This window comes from Nocardia sp. NPDC006982 (genome assembly GCF_042869435.1).
Taxonomy (GTDB): Bacteria; Actinomycetota; Actinomycetes; order Mycobacteriales; family Mycobacteriaceae; genus Nocardia.
Genome location: NZ_JBIAFV010000002.1, coordinates 590,625 through 616,485 on the forward strand (window position 1 = coordinate 590,625; position 25,861 = coordinate 616,485).

The window sequence follows — 25,861 nt, forward strand, 5'->3', positions numbered from 1 at the left end:
CGATGCCACCGAAGACCCGGCCGAGCATGGCCAGCTCTGGGAGCTCGATCGACGCCTTCACGGCCATAGACCCGGGGCAAAATGACCCAGACAGTGAATTCGGAAGAATCGAGGAGCGATCAGGCAGTCGCCGCGTGCTCCGCATCCTCGTGGCCCTCGGCCCCGACATCGAGCAATTCTTCGAATCGGGCGATCACCTTGTCGTGATACAGCCCGAACAGATCCTCGAACAGCGCGAGTTGCGCGTCGGACGGGCCGGAACCGGAATCCCACACCGCGACCAGCGCACGCCATACCAAAACATGCAGATCCGCCGCACCCGCGAAGAAGGCCTCGACGGCCTCGGGTACCTCGAGCACCATCTCGCCGATGGAGTTCATGACCGCGCGCTGCATGCTCAGCCCGAGTGCGGTGAGCAGTCGGCGGACCAGGCCGACCTCGATGGCAAGGATCTGTCGGAAGTCGGGAACATCCTGTCGGGCAAGCGATTCCAGTTCGCCGATCGCGGCCTTGAGTTCGGCCGGGTCGATCTCCTGCTCGCTGCTGGTGTAGGCGAGCAGCGCCTCCATGACGATGCCGCGCTCCACCTCGACGATGTCGTGGAACATCTCGATGGCCACATCCGGCATCGGAACCGAGAACCGGAACAGATGCCGATACACATCGATGCCGCCCGCCTCACGGACATCGCGGATCGTGAATCCCTTGCCGCGTCGCGCCTCGACGAATCCGTACGATTCCAGCCGACCGAGGGTCAACTGCGCGGTCGCGCGGTTCATATCGAACTCTTCCGCGACCTGACGGACCGACGGCATCAACTCCCCCGGCTGATATTCCCCCGCGGCAACCCGGCGTGCCAGCTCATCGGCAACGTCGGCGACTACCGTTTGGGATCCCATCGAGATGCCACCTTTCGACTCGGTCCGATACGTCCCAGACAGTCTATGCCCTCCTGTGCGAGACTGCACCTGTGTAACACTTGTCAGCGTGCAGTGTGAGGTGAGTCATGACAATTCCGCGTGGCGAGGGTCGATCGGCCGAGAGTTCGACAACTAGACGTGCACGCAATTTCGCGATGAGGTCGAACGGTAAACCTCCTGTTCGCACGGCGGTTCGCACAGCGAAATTGGCGGCGCTGCCGGTCGCCTTCGCGGGCCGGCAGGCCGCGGGCGTAGGTAAGCGCGCGCTGGGCCGACCGGCCGGTGAGGTCAATCGCGAAATCCAGATGCGCACCGCACAGCACATGTTCGAGGTACTCGGCGAGCTGAAGGGCTGTGCCGCCAAACTCGGTCAGCTGCTTGCCATTTACGAACTCGCACTACCGCCGGATCTCGCCGAGCCGTACAAGATCGCGCTGAGTCGGCTACAGGATTCCGCGCCCGCGATGCTCCCGCGCTCGGTGCACGCGGCGATGGCCGCCAGCATGGGGGAGAACTGGCGTTGGCATTTCCGGGAATTCGACGATCGGCGCGCGGCCGCGGCCTCGCTCGGCCAAGTGCATCGAGCGGTATGGCGCGACGGTACGCCGGTCGCGGTGAAGGTGATGTATCCCGGCGGTAAGCAGGCGGTCGCGAACGAGCTGGATCAGCTGCGCCGGATCTCCATGCTGGCAACGGTTTTCGTGCCCGGCGCGGATGTCAAAGGCGTGACCGAGGCGATCTGCGCCTGTGTCCTCGACGAACTCGACTATGCGGCCGAGGCCGAATCTCAGCGGATCTTCGCGGCGGCCTACGCCGATGATCCGGATTTCTACATTCCGCGGGTGATCGACCAGCGCGGTGATGTGCTCATCACCGAATGGCTGGACGGCACGCCGCTGCCGCGCGTCATCGCCACCGGTACGCGCGCCGAACGGGATCGGGCCGGCATGCAGCTGATTCGGTTCATGGCCTCCAGTTGGATCCGCAGCGGTCTGCTCTACGGCGATCCGCATCCCGGCAATTTCCGGGTGCTGCCGGATGGGCGACTCGGCGTCGTCGACTTCGGGGCCTGCACACCGTGGCCGACCGAGGGTTTCGAGGAATTCGCCTTCGACTACTGCGATGCGCTGTTCAACGGCGGCCCTGCGGAATTGGAGGCGGCGGCACGCCGGCACGGCTTCTGCGAACCGGGCCGGGTGCTCGATGCCGAGGATCTGTTCCATGTGGTCGCGCCGTGCATCGAACCCTTCCGGCACGCGAACTACCGGTTCACCATGCGCTGGCTGCGCAAACAGGTACTGCGCGTGACGAATCCGCGGCTGTCGAATGCCCTGCGCCAGGGCACCATGCCCGCGCGCTTCACTCCGTTCGCGCGATCGATGCTGACGCTGATCGGTGCGATCGGTCAGTTGGAGACCGAGGGCTCGTTCCGCGACGAGGTCGGGCGCTGGCATCCGACGCTGCACGAGTTGGTGATTCGGCCCGTCGAGGAGGGCGCGTTGCCGGTCGATCTGGCGGTGGCTCGGAGCAAGCGCGCCGAATCGGATGCGCGCCGGATGTCTGTCGGCTGAGTACAACCGCGCTGACCTGCTCGAACAGCGCAGACGGAACTACCCGAGACATTACGTCTCAGACAGTATGGCCCTAGCTCGCGGGCCGGGAGCATTCCGGCGTCGATGAACGTCCGGCGTTTCCGAGGTTCGCCGCCCACCGACGATTCCGACTCCTCGGCAATGGGTGGATGCCGATCATCGCGGCGCCTCGATCGGCTCGTCGCCGCCCGACCGACGGACACTTCCCGGATTGCTCAGCGCGCCAACCACTCTCGCCAACCCGGTTGGATGAGCGTGGCCAATTCGTCGTAGCCTGCCGCGCCGGGATGTGCGCCGTCACCCGCGCGCACCTCCCGCATCCATAACGCGCTTTCGCGCAGCGGTTGATGGACGCGAACGTAGGGGACCGCTGCGGCAGCGCAGATTTCGGCGAAATGTTCGTCGAGCGCGGCGGTCCTGGCATTCTGCTCGGCGTCATCGATGGGCGGCGGCGCGACGACCAGGACCGGAAGCTCGGCAGCCTGTGCGAGCAGTTCGGACAGATTGGCCGCCGATTGCTCGGGTGCGACTCGGGGCCGTCCGTCGATGAACGTGGTGTCGTTGACGCCGAACGAGACGACCAAGCGGGCATCGGAGCCGTCCAGAAATCGGGGCGCGCATTCGGTCTGCCAGCGGCCGAGGATGTCGGTCGAGGTCTGCATCCGCACACCCAGGTTGTACGAGGTGAGCGGCTGGCCGCTCGCATACGTCCGAGCGGCCAGGCGGCCGACCCAGCCGAGGCACTGCGGGTCGCCGACACCCGCGACGAAGGAATCACCGATGAAGCACACACGTAGGTCGTTCCACACCCGGTGATCTTCGCAACTACTCGCCGTGGACCAGGGCCCGGCTACCGCGCGGGGCACGGATTCAGATCGTGCCCGTTAGGATCGCTGTGGTCATTCGGGAGGGATTGAAGTTGACAGGGGTAGCCGAATCCACAGTGGCCACGACACCGTCGTGGTTCACGGATTTGTTCGCGCATCGGCGCTGGATTCGCCGGATCGAACCGTTTCCGCATATCTACGCCAGGGATGTGTTCGTGCCCGAGTTCTACGGGCGGCTGGCCGATGAGCTTGCGCGGGTGCGCCGGGAGCGGCCGGAGGCGTTCGGGGCGGTGGCGGCGGATTACGGTGCGGTCGGGGCCTCGCTGGCGGGACTGCGGGACGGTCCGTTGGCGCTGTTCCTTTCACGGGAATGGCATGACCTGATCGCACGGGTGGCGGGGGTGGCGACGACCGGTGATGTCGAGGGGTCGGTGCACCATCATCGGCCGGGTAGTCCGTCGGGGTCACCGCACAATGATCTGAATCCGGCCTGGTTCAAGGGTTCGGCACCCGAGCCGGGGGAGATCAGGACCGTGGATCCGGAGGTGGATCTGAAGACCGGCCCGCGGACGCCGGAGGTCGTCGGGCGGGAGACGGTGCGCGCCGTCGCGGTGCTGTTCTATTTCGGCAATCCGGACTGGCAGCAGGGCGATGGCGGCGAGACCGCGCTGTATGCCCATATCAGCGCGAATCCAGTTCCCGCACTGACGATTCCGCCACTGGACAATTCGCTGCTGCTGTTCGAGTGCACACCGCGCTCATGGCACACGTTCCTCGGCAACAACGCCGCCGCGCGCAATAGCGTGGTGATGTGGCTGCACCGGCCGAAGGAAGATGTGGTGCGGCGCTGGGGAGGAGACAGCATTGCGCAGTGGCACTGAACGCCGGGTATGTCTGCTCACCGGAGCCGGAGGTGTCCTCGGTGACACCTTCTGCCGGGGTCTGTACACCGACTACGACATCATCGCGGTCTGCCGCAATCGCACCCCGGCCGCACCGTCGCAGCTCGAATGGTTCGTCGATCCCTTCGAACCGGAAACGCCGGTGCCGGAGAACGATTCGCGGATCTTCGTGATCCGGGCCGACCTGGCCGACGCGGGTGAAGTCGAACGCGTCGTCGATATCGCACTTGCCCGCTGCGGGCAGATCGATCTGCTGGTCAACAATGCCGCGCACAGCCGATTCCAGCCGCGCGGCATCGTCGACGGCGATGCCGCGCTCGACGAATTCGATCCGCATTTCGCGCTCAATGTCGGTGTGCCGCTGCGTTTGTCGGCGCGCTTGGCGCAGCGGAGCTGGGTGCACATCGGAGACGAGAACCGGGCCCGCAATCGCAATATCGTGAATGTCTCCAGCATCGCGGGCTCGCGGGTGTATCCCGGCGGACAGGCGCTCTATGCAGCGTCCAAGGCGGCGCTCAACCACCTGACCCGGCATATCGCGGCCGAATTCGAGGAATTCGGGGTACGGGCCAATGCCATCGCGCCCGATGATTTTCCCGCGACGGTGTCCACCGAACAGGTGGTGCGGGCCATTGTCGAACTCGATCGAGGCGAGATGAGCGGCGAAGTGTTCACCGTCGGTGTGCCGGCCGGGGGTGGGCGTCGCGCACTCGGTGCGGACGCCCACTGACCTATGCCGTTGCGGTGATCTCTTCGGACATCATCCAGAGCCGTTGCGCGAGTCCGGCATCCACCGCCTGCTTGTTACGCGGCTCCTCCACCTTGAACCGGTGGAAATACTTGCCGTTGATCTCGTCCGGCGTTGTCGCCAAGTGCACCAACGGATCCGCGCCTTTGTCTGCCCTGATGAAGAAGGGCCGTGACAGGGGCGAGCGGATGAACGCGCCGAGGCCGAGCGGAGCATTGTCGTAGACGTGGGTGGCGACCGCACCCGGATGGAATGCGGCGGTGACCAGCCCGGTGCCCTCGGTGCGGCGGGCCAGTTCCCTGGTGAAGATGATGTTGGCGAGCTTGGAGCTGCCGTAGGCGCCCAGCTGGTTGAACGAGCCGGTCGATGCGTTGACGGTGTCGAGGTCCAGCTTCGCCATCCGGTAGGTCATGCTCGCGGTATTGACCACCCTGGCCTGCGACTGCACCAGCCGATCCAGCAGCAGGGCGGTCAGCAGGAACGGCGACAGGTGATTGACCTGGAAGGTCAGCTCATTGCCGTCATCGGTGACGGTGCGTTTCGCCCATGCGCCGCCCGCGTTATTGGCGAGCACATCGATGCGCGGATAGCGATCGAGAAGCTGATCGGCAAGTTTGCGCACCTCGTCGAAACGGGCGAAATCGGCGATGAACGGCTCCGCACCGACCCGCGTCGCCACCTCGGCGGTGCGCTCCGGCGAGCGCCCGACCACCGCGACGCTCGCGCCGCGCGCCACCAGCTTCGCCGCCGCCTCGGCGCCGATGCCGGAACTGGCCCCGGTCACCACCACCGTCTTCCCGGTTAGATCCTGTGCTGCCATGTCGTGCCTTCCGTCGGCTGATTCGTCCTGATCCTCATCGGCTGAGACAGATTCGGCAAGACCGTCTACTGACCGGTAGGTCGGCGGGGCGAACTCGCCAGGACGCCCAGGCCCAGCCATCCGGGGAACCACCGGCGCGCAACGGTAAGTTAGGCACACCCAACACCGGCAGAGGCCGGGGGAGGCGGACGAGCGGAGCCAGAGATGCGAGTTGATGGGCGGGATATCCCGGTCACGGGGAGCCTGCTGCAACCGCTGATCCGGCGGACCAGTGACATCATCCGTGTCGCACTCGCGGCACTGTGGGTCGGCGTGGTCGTCGCCGCTTCGCTGATCACCCGGCCGGAGTGGCTGGCGCTGGAACGTTCGGTCTCGAATATCGTCGGCTTCCTCAATCCGGACCAGTCAAATCTGGTGTACCTGGTCTACGGCATGGCGATTCTGGCGCTGCCGTTCGCGATCCTCATCGAATTGATCATCGGCAGGCAGTGGAAACTGCTCGCGGGCTATGCGGCCGCGGGATTGGTCGCGGGGCTGCTGCTATCGATCACCGGCACGGGATTGTCCGCGCCGCAATGGCATCTGCAGGTGCCGGATCGGCTCGATACCTTCCTGTCGCAGTTCCTCGACGATCCGCGCTGGATCGCCATGCTCGCGGCGGTGCTGACCGTATCGAGTCCGTGGCTGCCGACCCGGCCGCGGCGCTGGCTGTGGTTCCTGTTGCTGGCCTTCGCACCGATCCACCTGGTGGTCAGCACGGTCGTGCCCGCGCGGGCCATGTTCGGGCTCGCGGTCGGCTGGTTGGTCGGCGCGGTGATCGTGCTGGTGGTCGGCACCCCGGCGCTGGAGGTGCCGCTGGATGCGGCGGTGCGGGTGCTGGCCAGGCGCGGACATACCGTCACCGCGTTCACCGTGGTGCATCCCGCCGGACGCGGTCCGCTGGTGCTCGCCGCGGCCATCGACGGTCCGGAGCGCGAGTTGACCGTCGAGTTGTTCGGCAAGAATCAGCGCAGCTTCGGCGCGCTGCGTCAGCTCTGGCGCTGGCTCACCTTCCGCAGCAGTGAAACCGCGGCACTGCACGGCTCCATGCACCGCGCCGTCGAGCACCGTGCGCTGGTGGCCATCGCGGTCGGCGAAATGGGTCTGGCCGCGGTGCAGCAGGTCGCCGTCGCGGCGCTGGAACGCGGCTGGATGTTATACGCGCACACCATGCCCCGGGGTAAGCCGCTCGACGAAACCTCCGATGACGACCTCGCCGGCGTTTGGAAATCGCTCGCCGCACTGCACTGCGGCCAGATCTCGCACGGCGATTTGCGGCCCGTCGAGATCCGAATCGAGAACGGCACAACGCTGTTCAGCGGATTCATCAACGCGGAATTCGGCGCGTCCGATAAGCAGCGACAGTCCGATGTCGCGCAGTTGCTGGTCTCGACCACCGCGGTCTTCGGCAAGGAGGCCGCGGTGCGCACCGCCATCGAAACGCTCGGCGAGCAGACGGTGTTGACCGCGGCGACCCGACTCACCAAGTCCGCCATGCCCGCCGGCATCAAGAAGTCGATTCCGGACTGGGGCGAGGTGGTCTCCGCGGCCCGCGACGAGGTGCGCAGGCAGACCGGCCAGGACAAGATCGAGGCCGAGCAGATCACCCGCTTCAGCCGCAATCAGCTCATCCAGCTGGTGTTGCTGATCGGGTTGGTCTACGTCGCCTATCCCTTCATCAGCGCGGTGCCGACCTTCTTCTCACAGTTGTGGACCGCCAACTGGTGGTGGGCGCTGCTCGGGCTGGCGTTCTCCGGGCTGACGTATATCGGTGCGGCAGCGGCACTGTGGGCCTGCGCAACGCGCCTGGTCAGCTTCCGCAATCTGGTGATCATGCAGGTCGCCAATACCTTTGCCGCTACCACAACCCCGGCGGGTGTCGGCGGACTGGCCTTGAGTGTGCGCTTCCTGCAGCAGGCCGGACTCGGCGCGGTGCGGGCCACCGCCGCCGTCGCATTGCAGCAGGCCGTCCAGGTGATCACCCACATCGGCCTGCTGATCCTGTTCAGTGTGGCGGCGGGCACCTCGGCGAATCTGTCGCATTTCGTGCCCGACGCAACCGTGCTCTATCTGGCGGCCGGTGTGGGCGTCGGCATAATCGGCGCGTTCATGTTCGTGCCGAAACTGCGGCGCTGGCTGAACAATTCGGTGCGCCCGCAATTGCAGGAGGTGCTCGGTGAACTCGGTGATCTGGTCCGGGATCCGAAGCGCTTCTCGGTGATCGTGCTCGGCTGTGGCGCGATCACACTCGGCCTGGCGCTCGCGCTGTGGGCCAGCGTCGAGGCATTCGGTGGTGGCGCGTCGTTCATCACCCTCACCATCGTCACCATGATCGGCGGCACCCTGGCCGCGGCCGCGCCGACACCCGGTGGCGTCGGCGCGGTCGAGGCCGCGCTGATCGGTGGTCTTGCCGCCTTCGGCCTGCCCGCGACCATCGCCGTGCCGTCGGTGCTGCTCTACCGCGTGCTCACCTGCTGGCTGCCGGTGTTCTGCGGCTGGTTCTGCATGCGCTGGATGACATCGAAGGGCCTGATCTGATCAGGCGTCCTTGGTTGCCACCAGTACGCCGGTCGTCGGTGCGATCGCGGTGAAGTCCACGGTCGCGAATCCCGCTGCCCGCAAAGCTTCTCGGTAGCGGCGAATATCGATGGCCGACAGCGGGTCCCCGTGATGTCCTGGTGCGTGCGGGTCGTCGGTGCGGCGCGCGGCGAAGCGGGACATGATGCGAATCGCCGCGGGCAGAACTATTCCGGTCGGGTGGGTATCGGCGAGCAGCAGTCGGCCGCCGGGGCGCAGCACGCGGAACATCTGTGCCAGCGCCGCCGTGCGCTGTGCCTCCGGAATGTGATGCATGACGAAGGTCGAGGTGAGCACGTCGACCGAGGCATCGGGCAGAGTCAGCGTTTGAGCGGCGCCGACTTCGAAACGACAGTTGGGGGCGGCGCGACCGCTCGCATAGTCGATCATCTCCCGGGATGGGTCGATACCGATCACTCGACCGGCCGGTCCGACCCGATCGGCCAGCGCTCGGACGAGTTGGCCCGGGCCGCAACCGATATCGACGGCCTGGTCGCCCGGGGCGGCACCGGTCAGCTCGACGAGTCGAGCGTTCAGGCTGCCGACCCGGCCGAGCAATAAGGCCGATTTCACGGCGAGGTAGCCGCGCGGTTTGGTGATGAGAATGCCGATCTCGGAGTTCCGGTCATCATATGCGTTAGTGGACTGTTGTGCGTTTCCGGTCATAAGTCCATAATCGGACCAGATGACCGGATCGACCAGAAGCAAAAGTGCGGATATCGTGCCATTGCGAACGGATTCGCACTATCTGTACGACAACGCGGTATTCGCGTTCGGAGGATGCCGATGACCAGCACCGATCGCCGAGTGCGGCGCACCAAGAGCCTGCTGCACCGTGCCTTGATCGAGCTGATGATCGAATGCGGCTATGACCGGATCACATTGCAGGACATTCTGAATCGCGCCGATGTCGGACGCTCCACCTTCTACGCGCACTTCCGGGACAAGGACGATCTGCTACTGGTCAGCAGTACCGAGTACCTGCGCGCAGCAGTCGCCGATGTCGAATCGGGCGCGAATGATCCTGACGCACCGCAACATTCGGAACCGCTCGCACCGCTGTACACGCTGTTCCGGCTGGCATCGGCGAATCCTGAGGTCTACCGGGCGCTGCTGGGCCGCAGGGCAACCGGAGTGCTGTTGCGCTCGACGCGGCGCATGGTGGAAGAGATTCTCACCGAACAACTTTCGGGTCGCCTGGATATGGACGACGACGAATTCGCGGTGACGATGACGTTTCTGTCCTGGGGCGTCGTCGGCCTGCTCGGCTCGATCGCGGATGCGGAGCCGCCGCTGCCCGCGGCTGAAACCTACCGTCGGCTCGAAGTTCTGGTCGGGCCCGGCCTGACGAGCCAGGTGTCGCACACCGAACGCGTCAGCGGCGCAGGCCGTTGACCACGCAGGTGGCCTGCGGGCACAACCTTCACACCGATGTGCCGATCAGCTCCAGCGCCTGCTCGGCGGTGCGGCAGCCTGCCGTGGTCAGTTCGAGATTCGAAGACCACCGGTAATCCGGATCGTGCCGCCGCGTCGTGGAAGCGCACGGCCCGTGGCACCACCCCGCTCGCCGCGACCGGGCCGGCCAGCATCGGCCCGAAGAACCCCTCGGGCCGAATGACATTCACCTGCCAATGCACCGCCAACACGGCGGCGCGGATGCGTGGGATCGCCATGCGGTGATCGTGACGCATCGACGCCGCCGATGTCTTCGATTCGGCGAAAGCTCAGGACGAATAGTCCTTGCGCAACTGCACTTTCACGACCTTGCCGCTGGCATTGCGCGGCAGCTCGGCCACGATCACCAGATCCTTTGGGTGCTTGTAGCGCGCCAGGTTCTCGTTGAGGAACGGCGCCAGCTCGTCGAGGGTGAGCTCGGCGTCCGGATCGACCAGGGCGACAACGGCAACCGGCACCTCACCCCACTTCTCGTGTGCCCGCCCGACCACCGCGGCCTCGCGGATCTTCGGATGTGCGAAGAGCACATTCTCCACCTCGGCGCAGTAGATGTTCTCGCCGCCGGAAATGATCATGTCCTTCTTGCGGTCGACCACCCAGAGGAAGCCCTCCTCGTCCGCGCGGACCAGGTCACCGGAGTGGAACCAGCCACCGGCGAAGGCGTCGGCGGTGGCCTCCGGCTTGTTCCAGTAGCCCTGCATGAGAGTCGGTCCGCGATAGACGATTTCGCCAATCTCGCCGGGCGCGACATCGTTCATCTCGTCGTCGACGACGCGGGCCTGGATGGTCGGGATCGGCTTACCGACCGAACCGAGCTTGCGAATCGCGTCCTTGCCCTCCAGCACACAGGTGATGGGCGACATCTCGGTCTGGCCGAAGACCGCGACATTGACCGCGTCCGGGAAACAGTCGGCCATGGCCCGCAGCACGGTATCGGAGGCGGGGGCCGCACCCCAGCTGAGCACCTTCAGCGCGAGCTTGCGCTGCTTGACCGTCGGCTCCTCGCAGATCATCTGCCACTGCGCTGGCACGCAGAACGCGGTGGTGGCCTGCTCGCGCTCGACGGCGTCGAGGAATTCGGTGGGATCGAAGGCACCGAGCGGGTGCAGCACGGTTTTGCCGCCGAGCAGGAAATACGGTGCGAGACTGCCGAGTCCGGCGATATGGAACAGCGGCGAGGTGCAGAAGCCGACCGAATCGGGCCCGATATCCGTGGCCCGAATGCTGGTCAGCGCTTGGCCGTTCATATTCGAGTGGGACAGCACCGCGCCCTTCGGGCTGCCGGTGGTGCCCGAGGTGTACATGATCAGCGAGGGGGTGTCCTCGGGAATGTCCAGCGGCGTATGGGGTTCGCCGCCCTCGGTAATCACATCGTCGTAGCCGAGCACTCCGTCGGCGCTCTGTCCGCCGATCACAATGCAGGTCGCCAGCTCGGGCGCCTGACCCTGCACGGCGGTGGCCAATGGCTGCAGCATGGTGTCGGTGACGATCGCCTTGGCGCCGGAATCGCTGACGATATAGGCGACCTCGGGCGGGGTGAGCCGGAAGTTCACCGGGACCGCGATGGCGCCGAGTGCGTTGATGCCGAAGACGGCCTCGAGGTATTCGGGATAGTTCAGCGCCAGGATCAGCACCCGGTCACCGAAGCCGATGCCGCGGCGGGCGAGCGCGTCGGCGAACTTCAGCGAACGCTCGTGCAACTGCCGCCAGGTGGTGTCCACACCACGGAACCGCACGGCGACCGCGTCCGGGCGCATCTGCGCATGCGATGCGATCTGGTTGTTCCAGTGGTTGCGCCGCGACCTGATCGGCTCGTCGAGCGCCTGTGCACCGGTGGTCATGCCACTCCTCTCGGACCGCCAACCGTGCGCCGGAGTATCCGACGGCGTCGACGGGCTGAACTGAGAGCAGAATAACAACTAACTTAATCCAGCAGCAAGCGACCGATATGGGAATCGCTGTTAATCGTCTCGGAGCGGCGACCTCGAGCCAGAAACTACCTCTAGCTGCGCTTTTATATGCTATCTCAATAGTTGCTTTGCGCCTTCACGCGCGTCTAGTGGGCCATACGATGCGAATCCCGGCTCACTTACAAGTTGAACAGCAGACGATTCCCGTGTCACCATCACTGCGTAAGGGCGCCACTGGCACGCCCCGCAACGCATAGGAGAAGCGCAATGCTGCGTACCAGGTTCACCGAGACATTCGGCGTCGAACACCCGATCGTGCAGGGCGGCATGATGCATGTCGGCCGCGCAGGCCTCGTCGCGGCCGTCGCCAACGCGGGCGGGCTCGGCTTCATTACCGCGCTGACCCAGCCCACCCCCGACGACCTGCGCAAGGAGATCGCGCGGACCAGGGAGCTGACCGATAAGCCGTTCGGTGTGAACGTCACGATCCTGCCGTCGATCAATCCGCCACCGTACGCCGAATACGTGCAGGCGATCATCGAGAGCGGCATCAAGATCGTCGAGACCGCGGGCAGCAATCCGGAGCCCTTCCTGCCGTACTACCGGGAGGCCGGTATCAAGGTGCTGCACAAGTGCACCAGCGTGCGGCATGCGTTGAAGGCGCAGAAGATCGGCGTCGACGGCGTCAGCATCGATGGATTCGAATGTGCGGGACATCCGGGTGAGGACGATATTCCCGGGCTGATCCTGATCCCGGCCGCCGCACGGGTTCTCGATATTCCGATGATCGCCTCGGGCGGTATCGCCGATGCCCGCGGTCTGGTTGCCGCGCTCGCGCTCGGTGCCGACGGCGTCAATATGGGCACGCGCTTCCTGTGCACACAGGAGTCGGCGATCGACCAGAAGGTCAAGGAACAGATCGTCGCCAACTCCGAACTCGACACCCAGCTGATCTTCCGGACCATGCGCAATACCGCGCGCGTCGCGGATAACGAGATCAGCCGCAAGGTCGTCGAAATCGAAAAGGCCGGCGGTACTTTCGAAGATGTCCGCGATCTGGTCGCGGGTGCGCGCGGCCGACGCGTCTTCGACGAGGGCGACCTCGACGCGGGCATCTGGTCGGCAGGGCTGGCCCAGGGCCTCATCCAGGACATCCCCTCCTGCGCCGAACTGATCGGCCGGATGGTCGCCGACGCGGAAGAGCTCATCACCGCGGGACTCGCGGAAACAGTGGTCGCCTAGCGATTCGTTGCGAGCCCCGGGCCGAGTGCCCAGGGCTCGTCCGATCGTCGAGTACCGACTGAATTTCGACCCGATAAGGCGGGTTACCGCTTCCGTGCTGCGAGCGCCTCGACGGCCGCGTAGTCGTGGGCGGCGACGATTTCGATGCCGTCGGGTAGAGCGTGCAGGCGGTGGATGGTGGCGAAGGTGGCGTCGCGGTCGGCATCGAAGAGTTGGCCGGGCATGGGGGCCTTCTCGCGGATCAGCTCGACCTGGAGTTTGTTCCATACCGCGTCGCCCGCGAGCAGGACCCGGGTGCCGTCGTCTACCGCGAGCAGGACGCCGATGCTGCCTGGGGTATGTCCGGCGAGGTCGACCAGCAGCACCGAACCGTCACCGAACAGGTCAAGGCTGCGCGGGAAGGTGAGCACCGGCGGGCCGTCGAGTTCGAAGGTGTCGAAGGCGCGCCCGCGCAGTGGGCCTCGGGCAACGCCGGCCGGGGCATGCGGGCCGTCGAGGGCCCAGGCGCGTTCGACGGCGGGTAGTCGGATGGTCACGGAATCGGGCAGTTCCAGCAGGCCGGAGATGTGGTCCCAGTGCAGATGGGTCGGCAGGACGAAATCGATCGCGTCGACGGCGATATCGCGGGCGGCCAGCGCGTCGGAGAGCCCGAGCACCGGCTTATCGGGCGCGACCAGGAGCGGAATCGGGAACGGCAGCTCGGGCAGCACCCGGTCGTGCACACCGGCGCACAGGGCCGGATCGACCAGGAATCGCGCCTTCGGATGTTCGATCAGATAGGCCGACATGGTCATCGGAAGTTCGCGCAGGCTGCGCACGCCCTCCGCGACGATCGTGGTCGGCGCGGCCATGCGGGCCTGCATCAGGACGGTGAGCCCGACGGTCGCCTCGGTCTGCGGCAGCGGGGCCGGTTCCAGACCGGCCAGCAACGCGGTATCGGGGCGACGCGGGCGCAGCAATCGACCAGGCGTGGCCGCCAGTGCGCTGCAGCAGCGCAGCAGGGTCGGCAGGGTGGGCGTCCGCTCGGTTCCGGATTCGGGCACGGTGCCACCGTAGGCGATCACGGTAGACGACGAAAGAGCCGGGTATGCAGGACAATTCCGGACAATCCACCAGCCTGGACGACACCTTGATCACGCCGATATCTACGGCATAATCGCAGGGGGTACCGGCGTGGGGGCACCAGCCCTCCGGCGACGGGAGGAGGACGGATGGGGCCTGATCTTCCGGACGGGCAGGGTGTTGTCTCGAGCGACCTGCGAACAGTCGCCGACGGTGTTTCGAACGGAACCGGTTCGCGACGTGCCGCGCTACTGAGCGCTGCCACCGCCGCCATCGCCGACCTGCTGAATGTCGATGTCGCAAGGGTCTCGACCAATGCGCCGTTCAGCGATCTCGGCCTCGGCTCGCTGCAACTGGCGCGGCTGACGGCGCATCTGGAAGATGCCATGGGAGTCGAGGTTTCGCTCACCACCCTCTACGACCATCCGGACATCGAGCAGCTTGTCGAGTATCTCGCGATGCGATGAGCACCGTCGAAACCGCGTCCGTCCGGCCGAATCCGCCGGTATCGATCGTGGGCATCGGCTGCCGGGTGCCCGGCGCGCCGAATGTGTCCGAGTTCTGGCGGATGCTGCGCGATGGCCGGGATGCGACCGGTGCACCGCCGCCTGGTCGACCTGGCACGCGTACCGCCGGATATCTCACAGACGTCGACGCGTTCGACAACGACTGGTTCGCGATCTCCGGTCGCGAGGCCGCGCTGATGGATCCGCAACAGCGGCTGGCGCTCGAGGTCGCGATCGAGGCACTCGACGATGCCGGAATCGGCTATCGCACCAGGGGTTCCGGGGCTGCGGTGGTATTCGGTGCGTGTGCCTACGATCACGGCATCGCGGTGCTCGGCCGCGCCGGGCACGATGCGCCGTACGCGGTCACCGGATCGGCGCTCAGCATCATCGCCAACCGGCTGTCCTATGTCCTGGACCTGCACGGACCGAGTCTGGTGGTGGACAGTGCCTGCTCGTCCTCGCTGGCGGCGGTGGATCTCGCGGTGCGTCTGCTGGCCGATGAGGCGGTGCCGTTCGCGATCGTCGGCGGGGTGAATCTCACGCTCCTGCCGCATACCTCGGAGTACCTGGCCGAAGGCGGGTTCCTCGCGCCCGACGGGCGCTGCAAACCATTCGATGCCGCTGCCGACGGATATGCCCGCGGTGACGGATGCACCGTGGTGGTGCTGCGGCGCACCGCCGACGCGCTGCGGGACGGGCATCGGGTGTACGCGGAAATCCTCGGCACGGCAGTCGGTTCGGACGGACGGTCCAATGGGCTGTACGCGCCGAGCGGCCGGGCCCAGCAGGAAGTCATTCGTACCGCCTGGGCACGGGCCGGACTCGATCCACATGATGCCGGGTACGTCGAATGCCACGGCACCGGAACGCCATTGGGTGATGCGGTAGAGGTGGGTGCGCTCGCTGCGGTAGTCGTCAGCGATGCCGAACCGACCTGGATCGGCTCCCTCAAATCCAATATCGGACATCTGGAGGCTGCCGCCGGAATCACCGGAATGATCAAGGCGGCGCTGTCCATTCGACACGGCACAATCCCGCCGACCATCAATTTCCACACCGAGAACCCGCTGCTGAAGCTCGCCGAACACGGATTGCGGGTACCGACCGAGCCCGTCGACTGGACCGAAACACCGGTGTGTGCGCGACGTGCCGGAGTCAGCTCATTCGGATTCGGCGGAACGAATGCGCACGTAGTGCTGCGCGGTCTCGAGACCGCGGGCCACCGGAGTTATGAACCGCCCGTATTGCTTCCGGTCACCGGCCGCGATATCGCGGAGCTGCGGTCGCATGCGTTGCGGTGGGCGGAGTTGCTCGAGTACATGTCGTCAGACGGCACGAGCGACGATTCACGAAACAGCATGAGCAATGCCCCACGCAACAGGCCCAGCAGCGCCGCGCCTGATCGCATGAGCAGCGGCTCACGCGGCACCACCAACATCCCCTCACACGACGGCATCGGCACCGTGTCGGGTAAGGACACCAGCTCGGCATCGCGCGACGACATCAGCGACCCTTCGCACAACACCGCAAGCAGCGCCTCCCATGTCAGTGTCAGCACCGGCAACGCACCGCGCGAAAGCACCTGTCGCACTTCGCCCGAGCACACGAGCGACTCGCACCAGGGCCCGAACAGCGATTCCCGCGGCAGGCCCAGCAGCGCCACGCGCGATGGCATGAGCACAGCTTCGGGTACCGACACCAGTCGCACATCGCACGACAACATCAGCACCCCCTCCCACAACGGCGCACGCAGGCCCTCTCGTGGCGACACCGGCAACGCACCGCGCGAAAGCACCTGTCGCACTTCGCACGAGCACACGAGCGAATCGCACCAGGGCACGGACAGCGATTCCCACGAGGGCGCTAGCGACGATTCACGTGAGCGAACAAGTGGTGATTCACGCGAGCACATGAGTGGCACTTCGCGCGAAGGCACAAGTGGTGATTCACGCGCGCGCTCGAGCAGCGTTACACGCGCGGATGTGGGCGCAGCGACCGGCGCGATTGTGGCGAGCTACTCGGGTACCGGCGGTAGCGATCGCGAAATTCTTCGGCAATTCGCGGCTGGCGCGGCACGGTTGATACCTGAGGATGCCCGGGCCGCAGTTGTTGCGCGGGATCTGAGTGATGCGGTGGATCAGTTGCGGGCGTTGGCGGGTGGGGAGTCCGGGGGCGGGGTGATCGGCGCTGGTTCGGTGCGGCGGCGGGGTGGCGTGCTGTTCCTGTTTTCTGGGCAGGGTGGGCAATATTCCAAGATGGGGCGGGGTCTGGCGGCTCGCTATCCGGTATTCGCGCAAGCGGTGACCGCTGCCGCGGATGCGATTGCGGCGGCGGGTGGCGGGCGAGTTTGGACACCGCGCAACGGGTTCGCGCTCAGCGGTGCGGCGAGCAACGGAAGCAGTGCGACCGAACTCGTGCAACCGGCGATCTTCGCATTCCAGGTGGCGCTCGCCGAACTGCTGGCCGCATGGGGGATCGAACCGGATGCGGTGGTCGGGCACAGTCTCGGCGAGGTGGCAGGGGCCGCGGTGAGCGGTGCGTTATCGCTTTCGGATGCGGCCCGAGTCGTGGTGCAGCGCAGCCGGATTCTGGCGCGGCTCGACGGGCACGGTGCGATGGCGGTGCTGGAGACGACAGCGGATGAGGCGGCGCGGCTGGTCGAGCCACTGCACGCGACGGTAGCGATCGCGGCGATCAATGGACCTCGTTCGGTGGTGATCTCCGGTGCGCCGCGCTACATCGATGCGCTCGTCCGCCGGGCCAAACGCAGGCAGATATTTGCGCGACGGATCGCCGTCGACTTCGCCGCACACAGTCCACAGGTAGGCGCGCTGCTCCCCGAATTCGTCGACACGCTCGGCGGACTCACCGCGCAGGTGCCGCGTGTCCCGATGTACTCCACGGCGCGTCGACGCGAAACGATCACCACAGCCGCGATGGACGCCGACTACTGGGCCGAAAATGCCTCGAGAACGGTCGACTTGGCCGCCGCGCTGCAAAAGGCCGCCGACGACGGATTCGCGACGGTGCTCGAAATCGCACCCCATCCGGTCCTGACACCCGCGATCGGTGAGTTCCCCGAATTCGCCGGCGCCACCCACATGGTGACCACCCGCGACAACGAGGCCGGAACCTTCCTGACCTGCCTCGCAAAGCTCTACCTCGAAGGCCGCCCGTTGAATTGGGCCGCAAACGGCCCCTTCACCGCACCCCCGCCCGCACGCCAATGGTCCCACCGCCGGTTCCCCCTGATCGCCACCCTCGATCCCGGCACCACCCACGTCGCTACCACGGAGCCCGGCACGACCAGCGACGCCGCAACCGAACCCAGCACCACTCGCAACGCCGCAACCGAACCCAGCACGACCCGCGACATCGCCACCCAGGCCGACACCACCAACGTTCCTGCCACCGAGCCCAGCACGTCGTACGTCGCTACCACAGAACCGCGCACGGCCCACGACGCTGCAACCAAGCCCGACGCAGCAACTAAATCCGGCGTCATCCGCGACGCTGCGACCAAGCCGAGCAGCATCCGCGCCGCCGCAACCGAACCCGACACCCACGGCGCCGCAACCAAGTCCACCACCACCGGCCACGCCGGCACCAAGCCCGAAACCACCTTCGGCACCGCCACCGCAAACAGCACTCCCCGAGACGCCGCAACCGAACCCAGCACCACCCACGGCACTGCGGCTGAGCCCGGTACCACCCATCGCAGTGCCACCGATCCCGCTCTCAACGGCCACGCCGTCAACAACTCCGCCGTCTCCGACTTCGGCGCAGGGATCGGAGTCGATGTCGTCCGTAGCGATACCCACGACCCGAACACAACTACCCAGCTCGCGGCTCCGCACAGCCGAAATGGCCAGGGTGCGAACACAACCACCGGGCACGATGCTGGTGGCGGCCAAGACGCTCTCGACTCGAACACAACCGCCCGCGACTCGAACACAACCGCCCGACCCGACACGGCTAGCGGTCGCGACAGCCACAGCGCGAATACAACCACCATTCGCAGCCGAAATGCCCATGGCGCGGACACAGCCGGTTTCGACATCGGTGGCGGCCCCGACGCCCACGACTGGAACACAACCACTCCTCTCGGCCGAGACATCCACGCCACGAACACAACCCGTGGTTTCGGCGTCGGTCGCAGCCGAGATGCCGTCGATTCGAGCGCATCCGGCATCTTCATCGCTGAATCCGAATTCCCCGCAGACGATCTCCACGATCACGTGGTGCAGGGTGCCCCGACAGTCCCCGCGGTCTTCTGGCTGCTCAGGCTCATCGGCCTGGCTGGGGCCGGGCGGACGATCGGCGATTTCGTGGTGCATGAGCGGACCGGGCTTGCCGCGCTGTCCGCTGTCATTTATCGAGCCGATGGTGCTGGAAGGTTGCAGGCGGAGGTCACAGGCGCCGGGACGCTGGCTTCGGCACGGTTGGCCGGTGACCCCACACCCGGGGATATCGTCGCATGGATGCGGGTGGTCGATGCAAATCGGGCAGGCCGTCGGCGGATGCGAGCGCTCACGCCAGGTGTTTTCTACGACTCGTTGCGTGCACGGCAACTCGACTACGGTCCCGGCTTCCGCGCGCTGTGCGATATCGAGGCCGGACCCGATTGTGCGGTGGGGTCGTTCGATTCCGCCCCGCTGCAGCGCTCGTCGACGCTCGACAGCTGCCTGCATCTGCTCGCCGCCGCGACCTGGGACCACCTGCCCCCCGCCGATACCATCCCGCTGCCGATCGGCATCGAATCCGCCTGGCTGTCGGCCGAACCGGACCTGGTTCTGCTGGAAGCCCATGCGCTCGTGCGTGATCGATCGACGACCGGCGTGACCGGCGACATCATCGGCACCGATCAGCACGGCGTCCCCGTGCTCGCGCTGTCGGGTATCCGCATACGTTTTGCGACGGTCGAATCCACAACGCAGGTCGGCCTGTTCCGCCAGGAAACGTGGATCCCGTACCTCGGCAACGCCCAGAGCAACGGCCGGCGCAACAGCACCACGAATTTGCAGCGCGCTTTGGTTATCGGCGAATCCCAGCTCGCCATCCGGCTCGCCAGAGAACTCGACCGCACCCTGCCCACCGAACGCGTTGCCCGCGAACCGGATGCCGCCGGTCCGATCGTCTCCGCTGTACTCGCCGGACGCACCGGCACCGCAGACACGGCAGTCGTCGTGGTCTGGCCCACCGAATCCGGCGCGACTCACACCGGCCACGACGCCGGGTCCGCGATCAGTGCCACCGCCACGACCGGACGCATGCTGGATCTGCTCCAACGCGTCCAATCCGAGGACACCACAGCATCTTTGACGATCGTCCTCCCGGAACCTGGCGCGACCGACCGCCAACCGCCCGCTCGGAGCCGACAGCGCAGCTCGCCGGACAAAACGATCATGACGATGGCGGTAGCCGGTTTGGTGCGGTCGATGCAGCTCGAATCGGGCCGCGAAGTGCGGCTCGTATGGACCGATACATCACCGTCCGCAGTGTCGCGACTGCAAGAACTCATCGCCACCGCCCACGCGCTCCCCGATGAGCTCCGCATCTGCGCCGACGCCATCATGGCACGCCGTTTCATCCCCACCCGTCCCCGATCGACCACCCCGACGCCGATCGACCCCAACGGCACCTATGTGGTCACCGGCGGATTGGGTGCGCTCGGTTCGGTCGCGGTGCGCTGGCTGCTCGATGCCGGTGCCCACGATGTCGTGGTGCTCACCCGCGCACCCAGACCGGTGCCTGCACTCCTGGACGGACTCGAGGACCGGATAGTGGTGGTGCGCTGCGACGCCGCCGATCGCAGCGATCTCGCCAACGCGCTCGACGATGTTCGCGAATGCGGTTCCACCATCCGCGGCGCCGTCCATGCCGCGGGCGCACTCGAAGACGCCGCCTTCGAAGCCGTAACCGCCCGTCAACTCGCCCGCATGTTCGCGCCGAAGCCTATCGCCGCGAACAACCTCATCGAGCTCACCGCCACCGACCCAACCGACTTCGTGCTGCTGTTCTCCTCGGCCACCGGTGCACTGGGCGCACCCGGACAGGCCGCTTACGCCAGCGCGAATGCCGCAATGGACGCCCTCGCTCATAGACACCCGGGTCGGCGTGTACTGAGCATCGGCTGGGGCGTGTGGGATTCGGGCCTCACCGAGGGCGCGGGGGGTGCGGCACATCTGCGTCGCGCCGGAATCTCCGCATTCGATATCCCACGCGGCACCGAATTACTCGCCCAGACCATGTATTACAACGAGCCCTACTTGCTCGCCCTCGACTACACGCCGACCGCCGATCCCGCCCCGGTCGCCACCCGACTGCGCAACCTGCTCACCGACCAACCGGCAACAGTCCCCGCGCCGCCGAACCCGATACCGCCGCGTCCGGCCGAACCACTCACCACGACCATCCGCGCCGCTCTCGCCGCCACCCTTGACCTGACCGCCGACCACGTCGATCCGGAAGCCGATTTCAACGAATTGGGCCTGAGCTCCCTGCTGGGCATAGAAATGCGCCGACACCTCGAAACCCGCCTCAATATCCGCATCTCGACCGCCGAACTGTTCCAACACCCCACCATCACCGCACTCGGCGCAGCCCTGGCCGACCGAGTCGCCGCCGCGAAATCCGATGGGGTGCTGTGACTTCTCCGAACACGATGCGGCCGACCGATGCGCTGGCGGCCCGGGTCGCGGAGTGGGCACGAACCAGGCCCAATGACAATGCGTACACCGAATTGCGTTATCGCGGGCAGGATTGCACTCCGGTCACACTGACCTACGAACAACTGCACCACGCAGCGGGCGCTCAGGCTCAAAGACTCAGGGCGACAACCGATCCCGGCGATCGAGTGGCAATTCTGTGCGCTCATGGAATCGACTACGTCATAGCCTTTTTCGCCTGCCTCTACAGCAATCGCATTGCGGTGCCGCTATTTCCGCCGACGGGCAATAGAAACAGGTCTCGACTCGAAGGTGTACTCGCCGATGCTCGGCCCGCATCGAGCCTGATCTCGGCGACCGACACCACCACGAGCGAGATCTTGGGTCCAGCCCTGGGCCGAGCGCTGGTACTGACACCAGAAACCACCGCGGCAGCCGACCCGACTATCGATCGAACAGACACGGCCTATCTCCAGTACACCTCCGGATCGACCAAGACCCCGGCCGGTGTCGAAGTAACACACGCGAATCTCACTGCGGCGCTGGATCAATTGTGGACCGCGGTGCCCGCGGTGCGCACCCAACCCATCGTCTCCTGGCTCCCGTTCTTCCACGATATGGGCTTGATCCTGGCTCTTTCACTACCGCTCTACTCCGGCGTGCACGGCGTGACCATGGCGCCGGCCGAATTCGTGAAACGTCCCATCCGCTGGCTGCGCGCCCTCAGCGACTACCGTGCCGGCGCCACCGGCAGCCCCAATTTCGGCCTGACGCTCGCGGTCTCGGCAACCACCCCCGCCGAACGCGCGGGCCTGGACCTATCCCACCTCGACGCACTCCTCAACGGAGCCGAACCGATCCGCACCGAGGCTCTGACCGCCTTCACCGAAACCTTTGCCCCCTACGGATTCCGACACCGCGCCCACACTCCGGGCTTCGGCTTGGCCGAGGCCACACTCTCGGTCACCGTATGCGATCAGTCGACCGAACCCGTCACACATCGATTCGACCGAACAGCCTTGGCACAGGGCCGCGCACAGACCGCACAGGAAGGCGTTCCACTCGTCGGCTGCGGCGTACCCGCAGGCCAGCGAGTCGCGGTGGTGGAGCCCAACGAGCACGCCGAGGTTGCGGCGGGTACCGTCGGCGAGATCTGGGTCTGCGGCCCCAATGTCTGCGCCGGTTATTACAACAATCCGATCGCCACCGCGGCGACATTCCGGGCCTCCATGTTCGGGAGTGACGAATCCTGGCTGCGCACGGGCGATCTCGGCTTCTGGCATGAGGGCCAGCTCTATATCGCGGGCAGGCGCGAGGACCTCATCATCATCGACGGCCGCAACCACTATCCGGCCGATATCGAATCCACGGTTTCCGACTGTGCCCCCGAGCTGCGCGCCGGCCATGTGACCGCATTCGGCCACGATGACGGCCACCGCGAGGATCTGGTGGTCGTCGCCGAACTCGCCGACACGGCGGCCACCGGATCAGCGGAACTGGCCCTTCGCATCCGCAATGCCATCGCGGCCGCCCATGAGGTGACACCGGGGGCCGTTGTCCTGGTCGAACCGGGCCGGATTCCGAAAACCTCCAGCGGCAAATTGCGCCGCGGCGAATGCCGAGCGCTCTACCGCGCGGGCCACCTAACCCAGCCATAGCGAAAACACCCGCCGACCTCCCCCAGCTCGCCCACATCGGGCGCGATGATGGGCGAATGGCGACCGCAATCATCCCCGTGACATGGAAAGACCAGCCGGAAGAACACGACTACCCGGCGGCCGCGGACTATCTGGAGCTGCTCGCCGAACCGGACGTGGTCGACGCCGTGATCGCGGAACTGCGCGCCGCTCCGGTCGTGCACAAGAAGGCCAAGGACATTCTGCGTGCGGCCGGACTCGAACTGGTGTCGGCCGAGAATCCGTATGTCCGCCGCGATCTCATCAAGATCAATAATCGCAAGTCGCTATCGCCGATCCTGCTGGTGCGCGGCGACTTCCGCGGCGGCGTGCCCATGGTCATCGCCGATGGCTACCACCGCGTGTGCGCCGTCCACTGGGCCGATGAGAATATCGCTATCCCGGCGAAGATAGCCGCTATGCCGCAATGACCTTCGCAACCCTCGCCCTGGTCATCGCGCTCGGATTGTGCGGACCGCTGCTCGCACTGCGGCAGAGCTGGCACATCCCGGTGATCCTGGGTGAATTGCTCGCGGGCATTGTCTTCGGCACCACCGGATTCGGCATCCTGCACCCCGCCGACCCGATCTTCACCTTTCTCGCGGATATGGGTTTCGCGGTCGTCATGTTCGTCGCGGGCACCCATGTCCCGGTGCGTGATCCGGCGGTTCGCTCGGCACTCGGTAAGGGCGCGGTCCGGGCCGTCCTGGTCGGATTGCTCGCCGTCGCAGCCGGATTCGGGCTGGCCCGCTGGTTCGGAACCGGACACGGTGCGGTCTATGCGGTGCTGATGGCGTCCTCATCGGCGGCGCTGGTGCTGCCGATCATCGATTCGGTCGGTCTGTCGGGAAAGCCGGTACTTGCCCTCACCGCCCAGGTCGCGATCGCCGATACCGCCTGCGTGGTGGCGCTGCCGCTGGTGATCGATCCGGCGAATGCGGGCCGCGCGGCACTGGGCGCCGTCGCGGTGGCGGCGGCCGCCACTGTGCTGTTCCTGGTGCTGCGCAAGCTGGAGCTGTCTGGTCGGCGGCGGCGAGTGCATCGACTGTCCGAGAAGCGCGCATTCGCCCTGGAACTGCGGGTCAGTCTCGCGGTGCTGTTCGCCCTGTGCGCATTGGCAACCCAGACCCGGGTGTCGATCATGCTCGCCGGATTCGCCGCCGGACTCGCGGTCGCCGGAATCGGGGAGCCGCGGCGCGTGGCCCGGCAACTCTTCGCCATCAATGACGGCTTCCTCGGCCCGTTGTTCTTCATCTGGCTGGGCGCCCGACTCAATCTGCGCGAATTCGGCGACCACCCGCGGCTCATCGGGCTCGGTCTCGCACTGGGTATCGGCGCGGTGCTGGTGCACCTGAGCACCCGCGTCGCGGGTCAGCCAGTCGCCTTCGGCATCCTCGCGGCGGCCCAGGTCGGCGTCCCGGTTGCCGCCGTCACCGTCGGCTCGCAACTACACGTCCTGGTGCCCGGCGAAGCATCCGCGATGATGCTCGGCGCCCTGTGCACTATCGCCGCTGCCGCACTCGCGGCCAGCCGAATCGCAACCCGCACCGCGAAATCCGGCGCGAATTAGCGCCTCAGTTATCGGTGCGGCCGAGTAGACGGTCCGTCTCGCGGCGTTCCCGCTTGGTGGGTCGACCGGAGCCTCGGTCGCGGCGTGGCATGGCCACGAGGATCTCCCGAGGTGGCGGCGGGGGGCTCCGGTCGATCAAGCACTGCGCGGCGATCGGAGGGCCGACGCGCTTGGTGATGACGCGCTCCACGATGACAATGCGTTCGATGCCACCGGCTCGGACGCGGACCTCGTCACCGGGGCGAACCGGTTGGGCCGGTTTGGCAGCAACACCATTCACCCGGACGTGGCCGCCGCGGCAGGCTTCCGCAGCCGCGGACCTGGTCTTGAAAAGACGCACCGCCCACGTCCAGGAGTCCACGCGGGCCTGGTTCGGGGCGGTGTTCTTGGTAGTCGGTTGGGCGGGTGCCACCCTTAGACCATACGGCGTGCCGTCACAACCATGTCGGGGCGCAGGGGGGTGTAGGACACCGGCTGACCGGACTGGACCGCATTGAGCAGCTTGCCATCGCCCGCGTACAGGCCGACGTGGCCGCCACCGTTGGTCACCACGATATCGCCGGGCTGCAGGTCCTCGAAGGCGACCGGAGCGCCGACGTGCGACTGTTCGAAGCTGGTGCGCGGCAGTTCGATTCCGGCCTGCTTGTAGGCCCACTGGACCAGACCCGAGCAGTCGAAGCTGAACGGTCCGGAGGCACCCCAGGAGTACTGCGCGCCGACCTTGCTCTTGGCGGCGTCCAGCGCGACGTCACTGGCGGTGTTGTGGAACATCTGCGGCATTGCCGGGGCGAACAAGCCGGGGAGCGACGGCGCGGCCTGCGGGGCAACGGCCTCCGGGGCGGGCGCGGCGGGCATCGAGGCGAGTGCCTGGGTGAGCTGCTTACCCAGATCCTGGGCCTGCTGGTCGAATTCCTGCGGAACTGGAACGTCGAAATCGCCGATTCCCGGGATGTTGATGGTGGCTGCCATCGCGGGGATCGCGGGCATCGCACCAGTAGATGCGGCGACCGCGCCCATGACGAGCGCACCCTTGACGGAATTCGGTAGCCGCGATTCCCGCTGCAAGCTGTGTTTACCCACCGAGCCGTGTCTCCGATCTTTCTGCTCTCCCGCCGACCGGGTCAGCTGTCGGTTCGGACCGGCAGAACGGCCCCAACTCCCAGTTGAATCTCTGGGTCCCGGTACGGCAGTCGGATTTGGTGGCCCCGACAGCCGTTTTGGCGGTAACTCAGTGGCGCCGCTTCTCTTCCGAACCGACAGACTCCACTGGGTCACGAAGAGATTACGGCCAGGACGCGGTGTTGTCCAGCGCACAGACCAGCGTCTTCGTGGATGATCGAAAAA

At 66.3% G+C, this 25,861-nt stretch carries 19 protein-coding genes; 11 read left to right on the forward strand and 8 right to left on the reverse strand.

Features of this window, described 5'->3' with window-relative positions; translation table 11 throughout:
- Window positions 1–119 precede the first annotated feature (119 nt).
- A complete protein-coding gene (locus tag ACFYOW_RS11660) occupies window positions 120–899 on the reverse strand; it encodes a GntR family transcriptional regulator (protein ID WP_387286913.1) in 780 nt (259 codons plus the stop codon).
- A 176-nt stretch (window positions 900–1,075) separates the two neighbouring features.
- Between ACFYOW_RS11660 and ACFYOW_RS11665 the strand changes: the two genes are divergently transcribed.
- A complete protein-coding gene (locus tag ACFYOW_RS11665; RefSeq protein ID WP_387286915.1) occupies window positions 1,076–2,491 on the forward strand; it encodes an ABC1 kinase family protein in 1,416 nt (471 codons plus the stop codon).
- Between the two features lie 236 nt (window positions 2,492–2,727).
- Here the strand turns inward: ACFYOW_RS11665 and ACFYOW_RS11670 are convergent, their stop codons facing one another.
- On the reverse strand, window positions 2,728–3,321 hold the full coding sequence (locus ACFYOW_RS11670) for a GDSL-type esterase/lipase family protein (RefSeq protein WP_387286916.1): 594 nt from the start codon (window positions 3,319–3,321) through the stop codon (window positions 2,728–2,730).
- 110 nt (window positions 3,322–3,431) lie between these two features.
- On the opposite strand from ACFYOW_RS11670, the gene ACFYOW_RS11675 reads away from it, so the two are divergent.
- Window positions 3,432–4,220, forward strand: coding sequence for a 2OG-Fe(II) oxygenase (locus ACFYOW_RS11675; protein ID WP_387286918.1), 789 nt, complete (start codon window positions 3,432–3,434; stop codon window positions 4,218–4,220).
- Window positions 4,204–4,971 (forward strand): SDR family NAD(P)-dependent oxidoreductase, encoded by a 768-nt coding sequence (locus tag ACFYOW_RS11680; RefSeq protein ID WP_387286920.1) that lies wholly within the window; start codon window positions 4,204–4,206, stop codon window positions 4,969–4,971. Before ACFYOW_RS11675 ends, ACFYOW_RS11680 begins: the two co-directional genes overlap by 17 nt.
- Window position 4,972: 1 nt before the next feature.
- Here the strand turns inward: ACFYOW_RS11680 and ACFYOW_RS11685 are convergent, their stop codons facing one another.
- Window positions 4,973–5,809 carry an SDR family NAD(P)-dependent oxidoreductase gene (locus ACFYOW_RS11685; RefSeq protein ID WP_387286922.1) on the reverse strand — a complete coding sequence of 279 codons (837 nt, stop codon included), beginning with the start codon at window positions 5,807–5,809 and terminating at the stop codon, window positions 4,973–4,975.
- A 204-nt stretch (window positions 5,810–6,013) separates the two neighbouring features.
- On the opposite strand from ACFYOW_RS11685, the gene ACFYOW_RS11690 reads away from it, so the two are divergent.
- Complete coding sequence (locus ACFYOW_RS11690) at window positions 6,014–8,386, forward strand: YbhN family protein (RefSeq protein ID WP_387286923.1); 2,373 nt, start codon at window positions 6,014–6,016, stop codon at window positions 8,384–8,386.
- Here ACFYOW_RS11690 and ACFYOW_RS11695 read toward each other — a convergent pair whose 3' ends face one another.
- Window positions 8,387–9,091: a methyltransferase domain-containing protein gene (locus tag ACFYOW_RS11695; RefSeq protein WP_387286925.1), complete on the reverse strand. Its 705-nt coding sequence runs from the start codon at window positions 9,089–9,091 to the stop codon at window positions 8,387–8,389. It abuts the gene before it with no gap.
- 120 nt (window positions 9,092–9,211) lie between these two features.
- On the opposite strand from ACFYOW_RS11695, the gene ACFYOW_RS11700 reads away from it, so the two are divergent.
- Window positions 9,212–9,820 (forward strand): TetR/AcrR family transcriptional regulator, encoded by a 609-nt coding sequence (locus tag ACFYOW_RS11700; protein ID WP_387286926.1) that lies wholly within the window; start codon window positions 9,212–9,214, stop codon window positions 9,818–9,820.
- A 329-nt stretch (window positions 9,821–10,149) separates the two neighbouring features.
- Here the strand turns inward: ACFYOW_RS11700 and fadD5 are convergent, their stop codons facing one another.
- The gene (gene fadD5 / locus ACFYOW_RS11705) at window positions 10,150–11,721 is read right to left on the reverse strand and encodes a fatty-acid--CoA ligase FadD5 (RefSeq protein ID WP_387286928.1); all 1,572 of its coding nucleotides are present in this window, start codon (window positions 11,719–11,721) and stop codon (window positions 10,150–10,152) included.
- A gap of 336 nt (window positions 11,722–12,057) precedes the next feature.
- Between fadD5 and ACFYOW_RS11710 the strand changes: the two genes are divergently transcribed.
- Complete coding sequence (locus ACFYOW_RS11710) at window positions 12,058–13,032, forward strand: NAD(P)H-dependent flavin oxidoreductase (RefSeq protein WP_387286930.1); 975 nt, start codon at window positions 12,058–12,060, stop codon at window positions 13,030–13,032.
- Between the two features lie 83 nt (window positions 13,033–13,115).
- Here ACFYOW_RS11710 and ACFYOW_RS11715 read toward each other — a convergent pair whose 3' ends face one another.
- Window positions 13,116–14,075: an MBL fold metallo-hydrolase gene (locus ACFYOW_RS11715; RefSeq protein WP_387286932.1), complete on the reverse strand. Its 960-nt coding sequence runs from the start codon at window positions 14,073–14,075 to the stop codon at window positions 13,116–13,118.
- A 168-nt stretch (window positions 14,076–14,243) separates the two neighbouring features.
- Between ACFYOW_RS11715 and ACFYOW_RS11720 the strand changes: the two genes are divergently transcribed.
- From ACFYOW_RS11720 to ACFYOW_RS11740, 5 genes are read left to right on the forward strand one after another with little or no spacing between them, the layout of a single operon-like run.
- Window positions 14,244–14,561: an acyl carrier protein gene (locus tag ACFYOW_RS11720; protein WP_387286934.1), complete on the forward strand. Its 318-nt coding sequence runs from the start codon at window positions 14,244–14,246 to the stop codon at window positions 14,559–14,561.
- Entirely contained in the window at window positions 14,558–21,253 is a 6,696-nt protein-coding gene (locus ACFYOW_RS11725; protein ID WP_387286936.1) for an SDR family NAD(P)-dependent oxidoreductase, read from the forward strand. Before ACFYOW_RS11720 ends, ACFYOW_RS11725 begins: the two co-directional genes overlap by 4 nt.
- Complete coding sequence (locus ACFYOW_RS11730; RefSeq protein ID WP_387286938.1) at window positions 21,250–22,929, forward strand: fatty acyl-AMP ligase; 1,680 nt, start codon at window positions 21,250–21,252, stop codon at window positions 22,927–22,929. Before ACFYOW_RS11725 ends, ACFYOW_RS11730 begins: the two co-directional genes overlap by 4 nt.
- Before the next feature lie 56 nt (window positions 22,930–22,985).
- Window positions 22,986–23,378, forward strand: a complete 393-nt coding sequence (locus ACFYOW_RS11735; protein ID WP_387286940.1) for a hypothetical protein — start codon at window positions 22,986–22,988, stop codon at window positions 23,376–23,378.
- Complete coding sequence (locus ACFYOW_RS11740; RefSeq protein ID WP_387286942.1) at window positions 23,375–24,517, forward strand: cation:proton antiporter; 1,143 nt, start codon at window positions 23,375–23,377, stop codon at window positions 24,515–24,517. Before ACFYOW_RS11735 ends, ACFYOW_RS11740 begins: the two co-directional genes overlap by 4 nt.
- A 4-nt stretch (window positions 24,518–24,521) precedes the next feature.
- On the opposite strand, the gene ACFYOW_RS11745 is transcribed toward ACFYOW_RS11740, so the two are convergent.
- The gene (locus tag ACFYOW_RS11745) at window positions 24,522–24,929 is read right to left on the reverse strand and encodes an RNA-binding S4 domain-containing protein (protein ID WP_387286944.1); all 408 of its coding nucleotides are present in this window, start codon (window positions 24,927–24,929) and stop codon (window positions 24,522–24,524) included.
- A 2-nt stretch (window positions 24,930–24,931) separates the two neighbouring features.
- A complete protein-coding gene (locus ACFYOW_RS11750; protein WP_387287491.1) occupies window positions 24,932–25,534 on the reverse strand; it encodes a C40 family peptidase in 603 nt (200 codons plus the stop codon).
- Window positions 25,535–25,861 lie beyond the last annotated feature (327 nt).